Genomic DNA, 16,357 nt, shown 5'->3' with positions numbered 1-16,357 from the left:
TCGAACATGACTGAATTCACGTTTTATCCACACGTTCCTAACTCGTATAACTGTGATCGTTTACAATATCGTAGTTTTGTTCGGATTTCGGCGGCGGACGTCGGATCTCCAATCACCTCCAATCTGTATAAGGAGATATCCGAGGACGAAGCCCCCGCTCGAGCGGCGATTCTCAACGACGATCGGCCGGGATAAACGGGCGGAGCGCTCCACGGCGGAATCGGAGCGCGAGGGAGAATCGGGAACGATCGTGTCCGACTCTCGAACGTTCGCCAGGAGGAGAGTCGGCGGAAACGGGCTACCTGCCCGTCCACTTCAACAGCAACAGCGTCCCCTCGAACAGCAGGATCATCGTGATTGCGACGAGGATGGGCGCCATCATCGTCGGGTCCACGGTAAACAGGAATGCCAGCCCCGCGAAGCCGGCCCAGAAGTACAGGCGCTTGTCCGCGAGCCACTTCCGGGTCGTCACGCCCATCATGATCGCCAGCATCATGAACAGCGGAATCTGGAAGACGATCGCGAGGAAGCCGGTCAACGTGATGATCAGGTTGAACGTATCCCCGAGCGCGTAGGCGATGCCCGCGCTCCCCTCGGCGTAGAACGTGAAGTACTGGAAGAGGATGGGCAACACCAGCAGGTACGAAAAGATCATCCCCAGCGCCGCGAGCACGACGCTGGTCGGGACCGCCGCGAGATAGTACTTGCGCTCGTTGGGGTACAGCCCCGGTCGCATGAACAGGTAACACTGGTAGACGAACATCGGCAGCGCGACCATGATTCCGAGCAGCGCCGAGAGCTTGATCCGGGTCAGCCACAGCTCGAGCGGGTGGTAGATGTGTGGCGGGGGCACCTCGTCGAACTGGGAGGGGAAGACGTTGCCCCAGATGTGATCGATCGCCTGGGAGGCCCACAGCAGCCCGATCGCGGTCCCGGCCGCACCGATGAGCAAGACGACCGCCAGCCGGAGCACCATCTCCTCGATGTGATCGGCCAGCGGCATCTCCTCGTCGTCCGGCGGCGTCGAGATTCCGCCGACGTCCTCCTCCGGATCGGGGTAGGTCGGCTCGGACCCCTCCGGGTGGTCGCCGACGACGCCCTCACCGTCGGTCTCGAGTTCGGGCTCCTCGTCGTCGGCCGCCTCGAGCGCACCGTCGGCGTCAGCGTCGGGCTCCTCGTCGTCGGCTGTGGTGTCGTCGACGGCGTCAGCTGTGTCGGCGTCGGGCTCCGCGTCGCTCGAGGCACCGTCCTCGGGGTCGTCCAGCGGCTCTTCGGGGGGTTCGCCGTCCCCATCGGTCGCCGACTCGTCCGACATCTATCGGGATATAGATACCCCGCCAGTTATAGGCCTTTTCTTACGGCCACCCGAAACCGCAGACAGGCCGCCGTCGTTTCCCGAGACGGCCGTTTCGTACACGAAAGGTTGATAACCGGATGTCAGCTACAATCCACCAGTAAATGAGTTCTGCCGTCGACGAGGACACGGTCCGCGCTATCAACACCGGCCGGGAGACGATCGGCGCGATGCTCTCGAGCCTCCAGACGCACCTCCAGAAGGTGTTTATCGTCTTCGTCCTCGGCTTCCTCGGATCCTTCTACGCGCTTCGGGTCTGGATCTGGGACTTCCTCGAGCGGACCGCGACCTCGGAGATGAACCAGGTCGTCGCCGACGCGACCGAGATCATTACCCGAACCCCCTTCGAGGTCATCCTCCTGCAGGCGAAGATCGGGATGCTGGTGGGAATCATCGTCGCGATTCCGGCCTTGCTGTACTTCTCGCGCCAGAAGCTTCGCGAGCGCGGGTTCCGGTCGACGGTACCGATCTCCCGGCTACACATGGTCGGCTTCGCGATAACCTCGTTCGTGCTGTTCTGGGTCGGGATCTTCTACGCCTACGCGATCTTCTTCCCGTTCGCGTTCGACTTCCTCGGCGCCGTCGCGTTCGACGCCGGCGTCAACCCCAGCTGGGGGATTACCGAGTTCACCGAGTTCATCGCGCTGCTGACGCTTTCGTTCGGTCTCGCGGCCCAGATGCCGCTGTTTATGGGCGTCCTCGCGTACACGGAGATCGTCTCCTACGAGCTGTTCCGTGACAAGTGGCGCCACGCCGCGGTCGCCATCACGGTCTTCGGCGCGATGTTCTCCCCGCCGGACCCGTTCACGCTGATCATGTGGGCGATGCCGCTGTTCGCGCTGTACGTCTTCAGCCTCGGGCTGGCGAAGGTCGTCACCAACGTCCGCCGTCGGGGAGCAGCCGAACTCGACACCGGGACCGGCCTGATGAAACGGCGACTCGTCCAGTTCGTCGGACTCATGGTGCTCGTGGCCATCGGGTCGGTTATCTTCATCGTCCGGGGCGGGTTCGCGTTCGTCAACCAGGAAGTGTATCCGAACCTGCCGGCGTGGCTCCAGCCCGAGGGCGGAACGGTCGGCTTCTGGGAGCTGTACGTCGACTACGGCGCGCTCGGTCTGCTCGCGATCGCCGCGATCGTCGCCGCGACCGTCGGCGGACTCATCCTGCTCGCCTACACGGTGAAGGTCCTGCAGTCGCCCGTCTACCCGCGCGAGGACGATATCCGGACCGCCGAAACCGCCGAGGACGTCGACTTCGAGACGCTCGGAGCCGAGGACATCGATGAAGTTCCCGCGACGGTCTTCCTCGAGATGGAAGAGGAGGAGGCCCTCGAGCAGTCCCGGCAGGCGATGTACGACGACAACCGGGAGAAGGCCCAGGCGATCCTCGATCGGTACGACGGCCTGCAGAAACAACAGCGACAACGGCAGCAGTCCGACGACGGCCCGGGCGCCGACTCGAACGTCGGCGCGGGTGCCGGCAGCGCGGCCGGTGGCGGCGCTGCCCCAGCGGACGAGGGAGAGGACGAGGGGCTGTTCTCGAGTACGGCCGCGGGAATGCTCGACGCCTTCACCGAGGAGGAGACGACCGAGGACGACATCGGCGGCTACGCCTACGACCTCGCCTTTATTTTCAACAGTCTCACCTCGAAGATGTTCTACATCGTCGGCGTGTTCATGGTCGTCCTCGGCGGGACGTTCGTCGCGCTCTATCAGGGCGGGTTCGGCGTCGTCCTCACCCAGTTCGTCGAACGGGTGCCGGACGCGGCCCTCGCCCAGGTCACGGAGATGAGCGAGGAGGAGATCGCCGCCGCCGATTCGACGGCGGAGATCACGGAGATCCTGAACGAGGCGGGGCTGGTTATCGCCCTCCACCCCGTCGAGGTGCTGATCTTCATGGTGAAGGTCAGTACGATCCTGGCGATCATCGCCGTCGCCCCGCTGATCCTGTACTGGGCCTGGCCAGCCGCCAGGGAGCGCGGTCTCGTCCGGGGCGACCCGCGGGTGATGCTCCTCTGGGGCGGCGCGATGATCGGCGGGTTCGCGATCGGCCTGTTCATCGGGTTCTACTGGATCGCGCCCGCAGTGATCTCGTACCTGATCACCGACGCCGTCACGAACGGGATGCAGGTCTCCTACCGGATCAACAGCTTCTCGTGGCTCGTGATCTACACGACGCTCGGCGTCGGGTTCCTCTTTAATATCATCGTCACGATGGCGCTGTTCCACGTCGGCGGCATCGTCAGCTACCGAACGATGCTCAGGCGGTGGCGCCCCATCGTCGTCGCGATCTTCACTGCCGCCGCGTTCTTCAGCCCGAAGGGGATCCTCACGATGTTGCTGGTCGCGATCCCGATCGCGCTGACCTACATGCTCGGACTCGCCGTGTTGTACGTGCTCACCGGCGGCGGCCGCTTCTTCGGCGGCGGCGGTGGCGGCAGTCCCGACCCCGAACCCGAGGCGACGCCGACACCCGAGTAGTCGGACCGGTCGCCGACGGCTTAAGGGAGTTCCCTGCGAACGATCGTCCATGCCCAAGATCAGCGTCGAAATTCCACAGGAGTTGCTCGACGACCTCGACGACCACGTCGGCGACGACGGCAAGTTCGTCAACCGCAGCGACGCGATCCGCGCCTCCGTCCGCAAGACCCTCGATATCCTGGACGAGATCGACGACCGACAGGGCCGCCTCGAGTCTGACGAGCGCGAGCAGTCGTAATTACCGATCCCCGGGACCAGATTGCTTATGGGGGCTCGGCGGTGTACCCTGTTCCATGACGCCCTCCACGACTGAACAGGAATCCGACACGCCCGACGGAACCGTCGAACTTCCGGCGACGGAGGCGGTCCAGCGCGCGCTTCACGAGGCGACAGCCCACCTCTACGACGAACTCGCCGTCGCGAAAGCCGAGCACGCCGACGGGGAGGGGGAGCTGCCGCCCGCGGTGTTCGACGACCTCGAGGAGCTGTACGTCGCCACGGCCGAGGAGTCGGTGACGACGGTTCGGATCAGCTACGAGCGAGAGTAGTCAGTCCCGATCGATCCGTTCGGCGAACCCGAAGTTGGGCTTGACGTCGTCGACGCGAACCTCGACGGTATCCCCCTTCTCGGTCTCGGGAACGAACAGCCGGTAGCCCTCGACCGACGCGATGCCGTCGCCCTCGCTGCCAACGTCGACGATCTCGACCTCGAGTTCGTCGCCCTCTCGGACCGGCCCCGTCAGCCGCCCCTTGGCGATGAAGTACAGCTCCGAGGACGATTCGCGGGAGGCGTCGGGCGCCGTCGCCCGGACGTACTGGAACTCGTCCTCGAGGTCGGCCCGGAACGCGTCGACGTCGGGACCTTCGAACACCTTCACGAGGAAGTTGCCGCCGCTGTCGAGCAGGTCGAGAGCCGTCTCGAACGCCTGGCGAGCGAGGTGTAGCGACCGGGCCTGGTCGAGCGAGTACTCGCCGGACATGTTGGGCGCCATGTCCGAGACGACGACGTCGACGGGACCGCCCGCGGCGTCGGTAACCCGGTCTCGGGTTCGGTCCTCGGTCATGTCGCCGCGGATCGTCTCGATTCGATCGGTGCCGCCGGGCATCTCGAGGTCTTTGATCCGCTGGAGGTCGACGCCGATGACCCGTCCCTGCGGGCCGACGCGCTCGGCGGCGACCTCGAGCCAGCCGCCGGGTGCCGCCCCCAGGTCGACGACGGTGTCGCCGCCGGAGATGACGTTCTCGAGATCGTCGAGCTGCTTGAGCTTGTAGGCCGCTCGGCTGCGGTACCCCTCCTGTTTCGCCTTGTTGTAGTAGTGGTCTTTCCGCGTCATGGGTTCTTCACCGAACTCCGTGAGACGTTCTGCGTGGGAACGGTCGGCGAATGTGCGTTCATACGAAATGAGACGCCCCCGACCCGGAAAGGCACATCGGATAGTATCGGTCAGCCGTCGGGCGCTGTATACGCGTTTCATCGCTAAGCGGAAGCGCAGATCTTCTCCGTTACGTCTATTACGTATCGTAACGTAGTGGATCGTAACGATGAAAACGGTCACCACACGCATCCCGGAGGACGACGAAGAGGCCCTCGCCGAACTCGAGACGGAGTTGAGCGCCGATCGGTCGGAGGTACTTCGCCGCCTGATCCGACAGGGCCTCTCCGACTGGCGCAAGGAGCGGGCACTCGACCAGCTCCGCGACCACCGCATCACGCTGCGGAAGGCAGCGGAGCTGGCGGACGTCCCGTACATCGAGATGCTGACCCTCGCAGCCGAAGAGGGGATCGACGTCGGGTACACGACGGACGACCTCGAGCGCGATCTCGAGCGCATCTAATGGTCGTCGTCGATTCCTCCGCGCTGATTCCGCTCGCGTGGGTCGGGCGACTCGACCTCGTCTCGACTGCCTTCGACGATATTCGAACGACGGAAGACGTCCGGGAGGAAGTCCTCACCGAGGGGAAGCGTGGTACCGCGACGCTCGACGAGTTTCTGGCGGATGTAGCCGTTCACGGAACGCCGGACGCAGCCGACGAGGTGGCGTCGATGGAGGGAATTGCGGTGGCCGACGCGTCGGTGATCCTGTTGGCAGAGACCGACGAGGAGATTCTTCTCGCTAACGACAAAGGACTGATCGAGGTCGCCCGGAGTCACGGCGTCGAGTGCTGGTGGGTGACGACGCTGTTGCTCAGGTGTGCGAACAAAGGTGATTTGACGGCGGATGAGGCAACCGATGTCCTGTACGACCTCGTGGACGAGGGAATGAACCTGCATCCGAAAGTCTACACGCAAGTGCAGAAGAAGCTCCGAGAACTGGGGGACTGATACGGTTTACTGTAAGTCATTACCGGTGCAACCGCGACCCGTGCGGCGGTTGCGCCGGTAAATCGTTACAGCAATCCGTATGAATCAGCGTCCTCGGTCGGATGGAGACGCGTTCAGTTAGTAGATGAACCAGACGGGAGGAGTAGTTGTAGTAGTGGTCTTTCCGCGTCATGGGTTCGATCGCCAGATCCGATCGGACGGCTCGAGACGAACGGGACGACGGAGAGCCGGAAGGTCAGTCGGCCGACGGCGCGGACTCCGCCTCCGCGCTCGAGTCCTGTTCGATTCGGTTCGCCCGCGTCCAGACGAGATCCCGACGGCTCAGGACGTCGACCAGACACCGGACGTTGAGCGCGTCGTGGAACTGCTTGTAGCCGACGACGAGCAGCGGCGCGTAGACGAGCAGCCGCCAGTCCTCGCCCTCGATCTGGATCCCCAGGGCGGCGATCAGGAAGATGATGCTTGTGAAGAAGACGAACACCGCGAGGACGGTCATCACGTGGCCCGCGAGGACGAGCCAGCCGATGTACGCGAGAATGACGAAACTCGCCAGCGGAAGGAAGAACATCTCGACCAGACGGAACGGCAGCGCGATCCGGCTGAGGTAGCCGTAGGAGGGATCGGTAACGACCGACCAGTGTTTGAGCACGGTCATGTAGTTGCCGCGGTACCAGCGCAGGCGCTGGCGGTAGAGATCCCGCCAGGTCGCGGGCGCCTCCGTGTAGACGCGGGCGTCGCTGACCGAGACGCGGTGACCGGCCCGGAGCACCTTCATTGTGACGTCGAAGTCCTCGGTAAGCGTATCGGGATCGTAGGCGAACACCTCCTCGAGCACCTCCCGGCGGTAGGCGCCCAGACAGCCGGGGACGACCATCACGATCCCGAAGTAATCCAGCGCCCGCCGGTAGATGTTGACGCCGATAGTGTACTCGAGCTGTTGACAGCGCGTGACGAGCGAATCGCGGTTCCAGATGGTGACGTTGCTCGCAACGGCACCGATATCGGAGTCGGCCCCGAGTGGAGCGACGATCCGTTTCAGGGCGTTTCGATCGACAATGCTGTCGGCGTCGACGGTGACGATGACGTCGCCGTCGGCAAACAGCAACCCGTAGTTCAGCGCCGAGTACTTGCCGCCGTTTGCCTTGCTGACGACCGAAACCCGCTCGGAGGCGGCAGCGAACGCGCTCGCCTCGGCGAGGGTGTCGTCGGTCGAGCCGTCGTCGATCGCGACGATCTCGAGGCGGTCTTCAGGGTAGTCGGCGTCGAGCAGCGCCTGGATCGTCCGCCCGATGTATCCAGCCTCGTTGTACGCGGGAATCAGAACGGTTACGTCCGGATACGGCGGGCTCGGCGTATACTTCGAACGGCCGATCTGGTCGTGGAAGAATGCGATGAACGCGATGAACCAGTAGTACGCGAAGATCAACACGATCGCGCCCAGATGGACGATGGCAATCGGTGACGGGTTGAGCCAGCCTTGCCAGAGGATCACCGCGAAGTAGCCGACCCCGCCAGCGATCAGCGTTCGTATGCCGAACCAGGATTCGTACCGGGGGTTGTGCTCGACGACGTAGTAGCTCCAGAGGAGGTACAACACGAAAAGCACCCCCAGCAGCGCGATCGCGTACAGCGTCCCCACGCTCATCACGTTGATCAACAGCCCGAACGGCACCAGGGCAGAGAGAAACAGCGCGACCGAGCGCCACTTTACGGCCCGGAGACCACGCCCAACCGTCCGTCCGAGGCGGAGCGCGCTACCGACCGGTCGCTCGACGCTCATCGATCCTCCGCCGAGACCGGCTCGAGCACGCGCCAGCCGTCATCCGTTTCCTCGACAGTTCCGTCCTCGAGGCCCTCGGCGAACTGTTCGATCGTCAGGAAGCCGACGTTCTCGCCTTTCATGTGCTCGATCAGCGACTCGAGTTTCTCGAGTCGCTCGTCGGTCGTGAAGTACTGGTAGTGGATCATGACGACGTGAACCCCGTTTCGCTCGTGGGACGCGTCGAACGAGTCGGTCAGCGTCTCGAGGTCGTGAAACGGCACGTCGTCATCATCTCCGCCGGCCTCCTCGTAGGCGCTCCAGTCTTCGAACGACTGGGTTTCGGGAACGTGGGTGAGTCCGCCAGCTCCGAAGTACGTCCCGTTGTCGGTCTCGTAGTACTGGTCGGTAAACCACTGGCCTCCGGAGACGGCGGTGTAGTTCGACTCGGCGAGCACCTCGACGGTCGTCGTGTCGTAGGTGTTCATCGGCGGGACGAACGTCGACGACGGCGAGTCGACGCAGTCGGCCAGCAGCGCCTCCCCCTCGGCCAGTCGCTCGCGTTGCTCGGCCTCTGAGAGACCGCCGAACTCGCTGGCACCGTAGAAGTCGGTCACCGGTTCGTGGGTGGTCCCGTGGATCGCCATCTCGAACTGGTCAGAGTGGTCAGCTTCGAGCGACCGCAGGTAGTCACAGAGCTCCGGATCGTCGGTCAGGGCGCCGCTGCCGTTCGTATCCGGAATGATACCGAGCGTTACCGGTACCTCCTGTTCGATGAAGACGTCGTCGACCGCGCGCAACTCCTCCTGGTTGTACCAGGGCTGGATGTCGTCGTTTCTGAAGATCACGATCGAGTCGTACTCCTCCCAGTTCGCGTCCGTCCCGACCGACGCCTCGTCGGCCGGTTCCGACTCGAGCATGGGCGTCACGGAGACGGCGCCGGCGATGCCGGCGACGAGCACCATCGCGATGAGTGCGGTGCTGAGAACGCCCCGCCTGAACCGCGACTCGGGGACGAACCGGGCTGGAATCCAGCTGAGGTTCTGTTCCGGGGTCGGAAGCGTCGGAAAGGATACCGCAGGCAGAGGACCGGCCGCCTCCGCGTCGGGCTCCAACGGTGAGCGGTAGCCACACTCCGTACACCGCGGGACGGTCTGGAGTTCGGACAGCGTCTCGGTGTCGGCCTTCCGACCGCACTTCTCGCAGGCGTCTTCGAACGCGTCGAACGGGGCAATGTGCCCACAGTCGTGTTCGACGATTCGCTCGTCGACGACCGACATGGTCTCACACCGAGGGCAACGGGCCGAATGTGCAGTCATTGCCGGATGAAGGGAATCTCGGAACGACTATCGACGCCGAGTCGAAGGTATCCTCTCCGGGTTACCTCGAGGTTACCATCCCCTTGTGATCCACCCTGTCGTCCGATTTATCGTTTCGGAGGCGTTACGAGAACGTGTCCGGAAAACGATAATCATGACTGAAACGCCGAATCCGGCACAGTCGGTGGCGGGCTCGATCCTGGGAACCAAGTGGAAGCCACGGCTGATCGTCGCGCTGGCGACCGAAGGACGACTCGGGTTCGGCGACTGCAAGCACAAACTCGACGGGATCTCGAGTAAGGTCCTCTCGAACAATCTCGAGGATCTCTGTGAACACGGCATCGTCTCGCGTGACGTCATCCAGGAACAGCCCCGCCGTGTCGAGTACGAACTCACCGAATCGGGTCGAGAACTGTACGCGATCCTCGAATCGATGGCGGAGTGGGACACAACCCACGTGACCGGCGCCGGGATCCCGACCGTGTTGCTCGCCGACGACGACAGCCGACTGCTCGAACTCTATAACCTGTGGCTCACTGCCGACTACGATGTCGTGACGGCGACCGACGGGCGAGAAGCGCTCGACGGTCTCGACGAGTCCGTCGACGTTGCGGTCCTCGATCGATCTATGCCGAGGATGAACGGCGGCGAAGTCGCGTCGTCGATTGCTCGAGCCGATCAGCGAACGCCGATCGCGATCCTTACGTCGATGCAGGTGACGCCAGCAGACGTCTCGGTACCGGCGGATCGACTGTTGCGAAAACCGATCACCGAACGCGAGCTACGGGCAGCGATCGAGGACCTGAGTCGACTCGCCGACGAGGCGCCGATCGCCCGCGAGGTTCAGACGCGTCGTCACAGACTCGAGTTCGTCGAGACCCACCTCGGGTCGGCCGTCAAATCGACGGAGCCGTATCGTCGTGCAAGAGCGGAACTGGATCGAATCGAGGCCGATCGGGCAGCCGCCATCGAGGCTCGCGAGCCGTGGCGTCGACTGCTCGAGGAGCGAGTCGACGGCGAGACGGGACAGTCGACCGCCGACGAGGACGCGTCCTGAACGCGGGTTCGGCCGGAGGAGCTTTGAGAGCCCCTCTCCTGTGTTTACCTATGCTCGCTGGACAGTCTTCTTCTCGAACACTACTGCTCGTCGAGGACGACGACCTGCAGGCGCGGCTGTATCGGACGATGCTGTACCGGGAGCGGGGAACGGCGTCGGCGCCGAACGACGAGGATGCGAGCGGTTCGACCACGACCGTCGAGACCGTCGGCACGCTCGAGGAAGCCCGGACTGCGCTCGAGGGCGACGGCGAGCCGTTCGGTCTGGTGTTGCTCGATCTGAACCTCCCCGATTCGACGGGACTCGAGACACTGGATACCGTTCTCGAAACCGTCGACGAGACGGCAGTCGTCGTCCTGACCGGAATCGACGACGCCGCGGTCGGACGGGAGGCGGTCGAACGGGGTGCGGAGGACTACCTCGTGAAGGATCGCGTGACGCCGCGGCTGCTCGAGCAGACCGTCACCTACGCCATCGAGCGGCGCCGCCGAGTCGCCGAGATCGAACGCCAGCGAAACGAGCTGGCGGTGTTACACTGGCTGGTCCGCCACGAGATCAGAAACGACGCCGCCGTCGTCCTGGGGTGGGTCGGGGCGCTCGATGCGACGGATCCCGACTCTACCCGGACCGTCTCCCGGATCGAGGAGGCGGGCGAACACATCGTCGAGCTCACCGAGTCGGTCGGAGCGATGGTGGAGTCCCTCGAGGAGCCACAGGTCGACCTCGAGTCGGTCGATCTCGAGGCCGTGATCGACGAGGAGATCGATCGACTCGAGAGCCGGTACGAGGGCTGTACGGTGACGTTCGACCGCCCCGACGAGGGGGTTCCGGTCCGCGCGGATCGGTTCCTCAACGTCGTCGTCCGGAACGTGTTGACGAACGCGGTCGTTCACGGCGACGAGGAGGGGACGGTCGCCGTAACCGTCACCCGGGAGCCCGACGGTGGCGTGGAGTTTGCGGTGTCCGACGACGGGCCGGGACTCCCGGCGGCCGACCGCCGGCGGGCCGCCGAACGCGGCTACACCACGGACGAGACGGGAACCGGCGTCGGTCTCTACCTCGTGCGGACGTTCGTCGATCGCTACGGCGGGAGCCTCGCCATCGAGAGCGATCCGGAGCGGAGCGCGGGGACGACCGTTCGGATCCGCCTCGAATCCGGCTAACGCGAACGGATCTATCCGTCCGCAGTCTGCCGACTCGAGCGCGGCTCCGGCGCCGCAACGTTAAGGCGTACCGGATCGTTCGATCGCGTGATGGGAGGGAGCGAGGGACGAAGACGGGTACTCTGCGTGGACGGCGACCAGGCGGCGCTCGACCGCACGGTGGCGGCCCTCGAGCGGGGAAGCGAGGCGACGACCGTCGAGGCGACGTCCGATCCCGAAGCCGCGCTCGAGCGGGTTCGTGGCGGGGAGTACGACTGTCTCGTCTGCGAGTACGAACTGCCGGGCCCGAACGGGATCGAACTCCTCGAGGCCGTCCGCCGGTTCGATCCGGAACAGCCGGTGATCCTGTTTACCGGGTCGGGATCGGAGGCGGTCGCGAGCGAGGCGATCGCGAACGACGTCACTGACTACGTTCGGAAGGACGACGCGAGGAGGCACGAACGCCTCGCGGAGGGGATCGAGCGAGCGGTCGTTCGACGCCGGGAGGGACGGAGCCGCGAGCGATCGAACGAGGCTCTCGAGGCGTTCGCCGACGTCGTCGTCCACGACCTCCGCGGGTCGCTGACCGCGGCCGCCGGCTTCCTCGCGCTGGCCCGGGAGGACGGCGAGAGCTGCCCGTTTCTCGAGGAGGTCGACACCGCACACGGTCGGATGGAGGAGATTCTCGAGGACCTGCTGGCGCTCGCTCGGGCCGGCGACGTCGCCGACGAACTCGAACCCGTTTCGGTCGCGGCCGCCGCCGAAGCCGGCTGGCCCCTCCCTCCCGACGCCGAGGCGACCCTCGAGATGCGGGTTCCGGCGACGCTGCGTGCACTGGCGGACCGCGATCGGTTCGTCCGGTTCTTCGAGCGCGTGTTCGACGCCCTCCTCGAGGGCGAGGCGAGTCGACCGAGAGGCGTAACGGTCGGCGCCCTCGACGGCGGGTTCTTCATCGAGGGCGAGGGGATCGACGGTTCCTCGGCGCCCGTTAGCTCAGTGTTCACACACAGCAAGAGTGGACACGACGGCCGGAACGACCTCGGGCACCGGATCGCCGGCGCCATCGCCGACGCTCACGGCTGGACGCTCTCGGTAGTCGACGGCGGGAAGCGGCTCGAGATTACGGACGTCGACGCCGTCTGAACCCTCGATGCGTCGCCATTTCCGACGGTCGACGTGTTCGGTTCGTCCGGGGAGGGATGCCGGGTCCGTTCCGTAGTTATCTTCTCCGCGCCCGCGTCACGCTCGCGCGTAAAGAGTGCATTTTTATGGCGACCGTCCGTACCTCGATCCATATGTTCAAGGCCATCGTGAGCGCGGAAACGCTCACCAGCGCGCTCGATTCGGTGAGCGTGCTGGTCGACGAGTGCAAGATCCATCTCGAGGAGGAGGGGCTCGAAATCCGGGCCGTCGATCCCGCGAACGTCGGGATGGTCGATCTCTCGCTCGAGGCGGCGGCGTTCGAGTCCTACGAGGCCGACGGCGGGCTGATCGGGGTCGATCTCTCCCGACTCGAGGACATCGCCGGGATGGCCGACTCCGGACAGCTGATCCAGCTCGAACTCGACGAGGAGACCCGCAAGCTCCACATCCAGATCGACGGGCTCGAGTACACCCTGGCGCTGATCGACCCCGACTCGATCCGCCAGGAGCCCGACATCCCGGAACTGGACCTGCCCGCGCGGGTCGTCCTCGAGGGGAAGGACGTCAACCGCTCGGTGAAGGCCGCCGACATGGTCTCCGACCACATCGCGCTGGGCGTCGACGAGGGCGAGGAGTACTTTTACGTCGACGCAGAGGGCGACACCGACGACGTCCACCTCGAGCTCACCCAAGAGGACCTGATCGACCTGCAGGTCGGTCCGGCCCACTCGCTGTTCTCGCTCGACTATCTCAAGGACATGGACAAGGCGATCCCCGGCGACGCCGAGGTCACCCTCGACCTGGGCGAGGAGTTCCCGGTCAAGATCTACTTCGGGTTCGCCGAGGGCCAGGGACAGGTCACCTACATGCTGGCGCCGCGGATCCAGAGCGACTGACGCCGCCGTTTTCGTTTGATCACGTTCGATAGCTACTCGTTCCCGTGCGACGGTATCTCACTCGAGCTAGGGTTTAAAACGTCGATATGGTAAGCAGTCATCCTACCAGTATCCTTCGTGTAGAGAGAACGCGCATGCCCTCCACCAGCGACCCCAGCGATAGCCGATACGAGGCGACGTTCGATCCCGCCAGCGACAGTGCCAGCGAGGCCGTCCTCGACGCAGTCGGGGCCGCCGCCGACGTCGACCCGCTCGAGCTCGAGCCGCTGTACGCCGTCATCGATCCGGACGCGCTCGACTCGCTGTGTACCCACGCCCGTCGAACGGCAGGAAAGCGAACCCACAGCCTTCGGTTCTCTTACGCCGGGTTCGACGTCGACGTCCGAACCGACGGCCGGATCCGCGTCTGCGGCCCCTCGAGCGCCGGCGCGTTCGCCGGCGGCGACTGACACTGCCGGAGAGACTCACTCGTGCTCGTCGAGGAACGAGCGCAGGGTCCGGTTGACCAGCTCCGAGTCCTCGATGAAGAAACAGTGCGAGCCGCCCTCGACGAGTTCGAGACGCGTGTCCGGGATCTTCTCGTCGAGTAGCTTGCCGTTCGCGACCGGGAGAACCCGGTCGTTCGTCCCGTGCAGGACCAGCGTCGGCACCCGAATGCGCTCGAGCCGATCGCTGACGTCGAACTCGAGGGCGGCCGCCGCCTGGGCCTCCCGGGCCGGCGCGCCGGCGTCCTGCTCTAAGCGCCACTCGATGATGCGATCCATCAGGTGCGGGTTCCGGTTGGTGAACCGCTCGTTGAAGGCGGGTCGCATCCGGTGGCGGATGACCTCCCGTTCGCTCGCGCCGTCGGGCGTGTCGAACATCTGCTCCTGGGTCTCGTCGGGGATCGGAACTGCGTCGACTCCGCCGTGAGTGGTACAGCACAGCGTCAGCGTCTTCGCCCGGGAGTACTCGAGCGCGTAGCGCTGGGCGACCATCCCCCCCATGCTCGCCCCGACGATGTGGGCGTCGTAGATGCCGACGTCGTCGAGAACGGCCTCGAGGTCGGCGGCCAGCCCGCCGATCGAGTAGCCGGCGAACTTGAAGATCAGGGGAGCACGAAGTTTTCGCGGCAGTCGGCCCACGAGCGGCGGGAGCCCGGCCTCGGAGCGACCCGTCCCCCGGTTGTCGGGGGCGATGGCGCCGTAGTCGCCGGCGACGGCCTCCCGCTGCCAGCGCCACATCCACCGCCCGAAGCCCAGTCCCTGCAGGAAGACGACCGGCGTCCCCTCCCCCTCGTCGCGTTCGTAGTAGATCGACACGCCGTCTCGAGTGACCCGTGGCATACCCGTGTCGACGCGTCGGACGCCCTTGAAATCGACCCTCGAGGCAGAGCCGACCCTCGAAATCGGTAAGGGCGTGTTACCGACAGTAACGTCGTTTTGGCTCCGAGCGCCGAGACGGCCGGACAATCAGGGCGCTTAACCTCCCCGAGTAACACTACGTTACCGATGGAGCGACTGCACGCTCGGTACCCGTTTCTCGAGGCCGCCCGCGAGGCCGTGGCGACCGAAGCCGTCGATCTGGCGACGATCGTCGAACAGGACGGGGCGGTCGTCGAGCGGGCGTCCCAACGCGTGAGCACCGCGCTCGAGGACGGCGAGATCGGCGACCCCCACCGCGACCCCCGAACCGAACTGCTCTCCTACCCTGTCGCCCGCGTCCTCGTCTCGCTGGTCGACGAGGGGATCCTGATCCGCAAGTACGCCCGCGCCGAGGCCGAGGCCGCCCACGAGCGGTTCACGGCCGACATCGAGAACACCGTCGAGCTCAAAAGCGTCAGCTCCACCGGGCTCGAGCTCGAGGACCTGCTCGCCGAGTTCGGCCTCGAGGACGCCGTCCGGTCGACGGACGACGGGTACCGGATCGGCGTCGGCCGCTACCTCCCGCTGGCGGCGGGACTCAGGGACGACCGGTGGCGGCTGGTCAACCGGGCGCTCTCGGGCGGGGAGGTGCCGATCGACGAGGACGAGCTGCACACGCTACTCCGGGAGGCCATCCGCGAGCGGATCGAGGAGGGGCTTCCCTTCGCGGTGCCCGACGCCATCGCGACGACCCTCGAGCCCGAGGCCGAGGAGATCCGCGACGTGCTGGCCGAACTCGATCTCACCCGCGAGATCGACACCGTCGTCCCCGACCTGTTCCCGCCGTGTATGAAGGCGCTGCTCGACGACATCCAGAAGGGCGAACACCTGCCCCACCACTCCCGGTTCGCGATCACCGCCTTCCTGACGAGTATCGGGATGTCGACCGACGAGATCGTCGAACTCTACCGGGTGAACTCCTCGTTCGGCGAGGAGATGACCCGCTACCAGACCGACCACATCGGCGGCGAGACGTCACCGACGGAGTACTCCCCGCCCTCCTGTGCGACGATGCAGTCCTACGGGGACTGCGTGAACAAGGACGACCTCTGCGAGCGCATTCCCCACCCGATGGCCTACTACGAGAAACGCATCGACCAGACCGACGAGGACGAACTCGAGGACTGGCGCGAGGGAGGCGAGGAGTCGGCGGCCGGAGACTGATCGTCCGAACCGCCCGTTTCGGTAACCGACAACGGGCCTCAGTCTCGAGTGGCGAGATGGAAACCGGGCGGCGAATCCGCGGTCGAACACGTCGGTTCGAACGCAGTCTTCTGTGAGATCGACCGATCGTGACGGTACGATGAGGCTCCAGGTTCCTGGCGGTCCGGACCTACTTTCGGTTCTGTTCGAACTCGAGGAGGAGTAGTCACGGGGCCAGGATCTCGACTCGCTGGCGGCTACGGAGGTGGTGCAGGACGGAAGCCGTCGTCACCTAGACCGCGTTCTGTGCGTCCGCGTCGTCGTCGAGGCCGTCGGC

Annotated in this window: 16 protein-coding genes; 11 read left to right on the top strand and 5 right to left on the bottom strand. The window is 65.2% G+C overall.

The window, feature by feature from the left end; translation table 11 throughout:
• Positions 1–298: 298 nt before the first annotated feature.
• The gene (locus tag ACNA7R_RS03205) at positions 299–1,315 is read right to left on the bottom strand and encodes a twin-arginine translocase subunit TatC (RefSeq protein ID WP_416282091.1); all 1,017 of its coding nucleotides are present in this window, start codon (positions 1,313–1,315) and stop codon (positions 299–301) included.
• Positions 1,316–1,458: 143 nt separating this feature from the next.
• Between ACNA7R_RS03205 and ACNA7R_RS03200 the strand changes: the two genes are divergently transcribed.
• The 3 genes from ACNA7R_RS03200 to ACNA7R_RS03190 are packed head-to-tail and all read left to right on the top strand — an operon-like array spanning position 1,459 to position 4,382.
• Positions 1,459–3,834, top strand: coding sequence for a twin-arginine translocase subunit TatC (locus ACNA7R_RS03200; RefSeq protein ID WP_416282090.1), 2,376 nt, complete (start codon positions 1,459–1,461; stop codon positions 3,832–3,834).
• A 49-nt stretch (positions 3,835–3,883) separates the two neighbouring features.
• Positions 3,884–4,072, top strand: a complete 189-nt coding sequence (locus ACNA7R_RS03195) for a CopG family transcriptional regulator (protein ID WP_416282089.1) — start codon at positions 3,884–3,886, stop codon at positions 4,070–4,072.
• Positions 4,073–4,127: 55 nt separating this feature from the next.
• Positions 4,128–4,382 carry a hypothetical protein gene (locus ACNA7R_RS03190; RefSeq protein ID WP_416282088.1) on the top strand — a complete coding sequence of 85 codons (255 nt, stop codon included), beginning with the start codon at positions 4,128–4,130 and terminating at the stop codon, positions 4,380–4,382.
• On the opposite strand, the gene ACNA7R_RS03185 is transcribed toward ACNA7R_RS03190, so the two are convergent.
• Complete coding sequence (locus tag ACNA7R_RS03185; RefSeq protein ID WP_416282087.1) at positions 4,383–5,168, bottom strand: 23S rRNA (uridine(2552)-2'-O)-methyltransferase; 786 nt, start codon at positions 5,166–5,168, stop codon at positions 4,383–4,385.
• 208 nt (positions 5,169–5,376) lie between these two features.
• On the opposite strand from ACNA7R_RS03185, the gene ACNA7R_RS03180 reads away from it, so the two are divergent.
• Entirely contained in the window at positions 5,377–5,670 is a 294-nt protein-coding gene (locus ACNA7R_RS03180) for a UPF0175 family protein (RefSeq protein WP_416282086.1), read from the top strand.
• Positions 5,670–6,158 carry a hypothetical protein gene (locus tag ACNA7R_RS03175; RefSeq protein WP_416282085.1) on the top strand — a complete coding sequence of 163 codons (489 nt, stop codon included), beginning with the start codon at positions 5,670–5,672 and terminating at the stop codon, positions 6,156–6,158. The genes ACNA7R_RS03180 and ACNA7R_RS03175 overlap by 1 nt, the downstream gene beginning before the upstream one ends.
• Before the next feature lie 235 nt (positions 6,159–6,393).
• On the opposite strand, the gene ACNA7R_RS03170 is transcribed toward ACNA7R_RS03175, so the two are convergent.
• Positions 6,394–7,938 carry a glycosyltransferase family 2 protein gene (locus tag ACNA7R_RS03170; RefSeq protein ID WP_416282084.1) on the bottom strand — a complete coding sequence of 515 codons (1,545 nt, stop codon included), beginning with the start codon at positions 7,936–7,938 and terminating at the stop codon, positions 6,394–6,396.
• Positions 7,935–9,197, bottom strand: a complete 1,263-nt coding sequence (locus tag ACNA7R_RS03165; protein WP_416282083.1) for a DUF2334 domain-containing protein — start codon at positions 9,195–9,197, stop codon at positions 7,935–7,937. Before ACNA7R_RS03165 ends, ACNA7R_RS03170 begins: the two co-directional genes overlap by 4 nt.
• 193 nt (positions 9,198–9,390) lie before the next feature.
• On the opposite strand from ACNA7R_RS03165, the gene ACNA7R_RS03160 reads away from it, so the two are divergent.
• The 5 genes from ACNA7R_RS03160 to ACNA7R_RS03140 all read left to right on the top strand — a co-directional run bounded on the left by ACNA7R_RS03160 (position 9,391) and on the right by ACNA7R_RS03140 (position 13,923).
• Positions 9,391–10,293 (top strand): winged helix-turn-helix transcriptional regulator, encoded by a 903-nt coding sequence (locus ACNA7R_RS03160; protein WP_416282082.1) that lies wholly within the window; start codon positions 9,391–9,393, stop codon positions 10,291–10,293.
• 50 nt (positions 10,294–10,343) lie between these two features.
• Complete coding sequence (locus ACNA7R_RS03155) at positions 10,344–11,456, top strand: ATP-binding protein (protein ID WP_416282081.1); 1,113 nt, start codon at positions 10,344–10,346, stop codon at positions 11,454–11,456.
• A 126-nt stretch (positions 11,457–11,582) separates the two neighbouring features.
• On the top strand, positions 11,583–12,578 hold the full coding sequence (locus ACNA7R_RS03150) for a response regulator (RefSeq protein ID WP_416282080.1): 996 nt from the start codon (positions 11,583–11,585) through the stop codon (positions 12,576–12,578).
• Between the two features lie 152 nt (positions 12,579–12,730).
• Positions 12,731–13,474: a DNA polymerase sliding clamp gene (locus tag ACNA7R_RS03145; RefSeq protein WP_416282079.1), complete on the top strand. Its 744-nt coding sequence runs from the start codon at positions 12,731–12,733 to the stop codon at positions 13,472–13,474.
• Positions 13,475–13,608: 134 nt separating this feature from the next.
• Complete coding sequence (locus ACNA7R_RS03140) at positions 13,609–13,923, top strand: HalOD1 output domain-containing protein (RefSeq protein ID WP_416282078.1); 315 nt, start codon at positions 13,609–13,611, stop codon at positions 13,921–13,923.
• 15 nt (positions 13,924–13,938) lie between these two features.
• Here the strand turns inward: ACNA7R_RS03140 and ACNA7R_RS03135 are convergent, their stop codons facing one another.
• Positions 13,939–14,799, bottom strand: coding sequence for an alpha/beta fold hydrolase (locus ACNA7R_RS03135; RefSeq protein WP_416282077.1), 861 nt, complete (start codon positions 14,797–14,799; stop codon positions 13,939–13,941).
• Positions 14,800–14,964: 165 nt separating this feature from the next.
• Here ACNA7R_RS03135 and priL point away from each other — a divergent pair, with 165 nt between their 5' ends.
• On the top strand, positions 14,965–16,041 hold the full coding sequence (gene priL / locus ACNA7R_RS03130) for a DNA primase regulatory subunit PriL (protein ID WP_416282076.1): 1,077 nt from the start codon (positions 14,965–14,967) through the stop codon (positions 16,039–16,041).
• The last annotated feature ends 316 nt before the right edge of the window (positions 16,042–16,357 follow it).

It is taken from the genome of Natronococcus sp. (genome assembly GCF_047921035.1).
Lineage (GTDB): Archaea > Halobacteriota > Halobacteria > Halobacteriales > Natrialbaceae > Natronococcus.
The sequence above is the reverse complement of the archived record's forward strand: the minus strand, read 5'-3'. Positions and strand labels throughout refer to the sequence as shown.

Bases quoted from the DNA above. Each gene is read 5' to 3' on its own strand.
- ACNA7R_RS03205 (WP_416282091.1), bottom strand. From the start codon at position 1,315: ATGTCGGACGAGTCGGCGACCGATGGGGACGGCGAACCCCCCGAAGAG.
- ACNA7R_RS03200 (WP_416282090.1), top strand. From the start codon at position 1,459: ATGAGTTCTGCCGTCGACGAGGACACGGTCCGCGCTATCAACACCGGC.
- ACNA7R_RS03195 (WP_416282089.1), top strand. From the start codon at position 3,884: ATGCCCAAGATCAGCGTCGAAATTCCACAGGAGTTGCTCGACGACCTC.
- ACNA7R_RS03190 (WP_416282088.1), top strand. From the start codon at position 4,128: ATGACGCCCTCCACGACTGAACAGGAATCCGACACGCCCGACGGAACC.
- ACNA7R_RS03185 (WP_416282087.1), bottom strand. From the start codon at position 5,168: ATGACGCGGAAAGACCACTACTACAACAAGGCGAAACAGGAGGGGTAC.
- ACNA7R_RS03180 (WP_416282086.1), top strand. From the start codon at position 5,377: ATGAAAACGGTCACCACACGCATCCCGGAGGACGACGAAGAGGCCCTC.
- ACNA7R_RS03175 (WP_416282085.1), top strand. From the start codon at position 5,670: ATGGTCGTCGTCGATTCCTCCGCGCTGATTCCGCTCGCGTGGGTCGGG.
- ACNA7R_RS03170 (WP_416282084.1), bottom strand. From the start codon at position 7,938: ATGAGCGTCGAGCGACCGGTCGGTAGCGCGCTCCGCCTCGGACGGACG.
- ACNA7R_RS03165 (WP_416282083.1), bottom strand. From the start codon at position 9,197: ATGTCGGTCGTCGACGAGCGAATCGTCGAACACGACTGTGGGCACATT.
- ACNA7R_RS03160 (WP_416282082.1), top strand. From the start codon at position 9,391: ATGACTGAAACGCCGAATCCGGCACAGTCGGTGGCGGGCTCGATCCTG.
- ACNA7R_RS03155 (WP_416282081.1), top strand. From the start codon at position 10,344: ATGCTCGCTGGACAGTCTTCTTCTCGAACACTACTGCTCGTCGAGGAC.
- ACNA7R_RS03145 (WP_416282079.1), top strand. From the start codon at position 12,731: ATGTTCAAGGCCATCGTGAGCGCGGAAACGCTCACCAGCGCGCTCGAT.
- ACNA7R_RS03140 (WP_416282078.1), top strand. From the start codon at position 13,609: ATGCCCTCCACCAGCGACCCCAGCGATAGCCGATACGAGGCGACGTTC.
- ACNA7R_RS03135 (WP_416282077.1), bottom strand. From the start codon at position 14,799: ATGCCACGGGTCACTCGAGACGGCGTGTCGATCTACTACGAACGCGAC.
- priL (WP_416282076.1), top strand. From the start codon at position 14,965: ATGGAGCGACTGCACGCTCGGTACCCGTTTCTCGAGGCCGCCCGCGAG.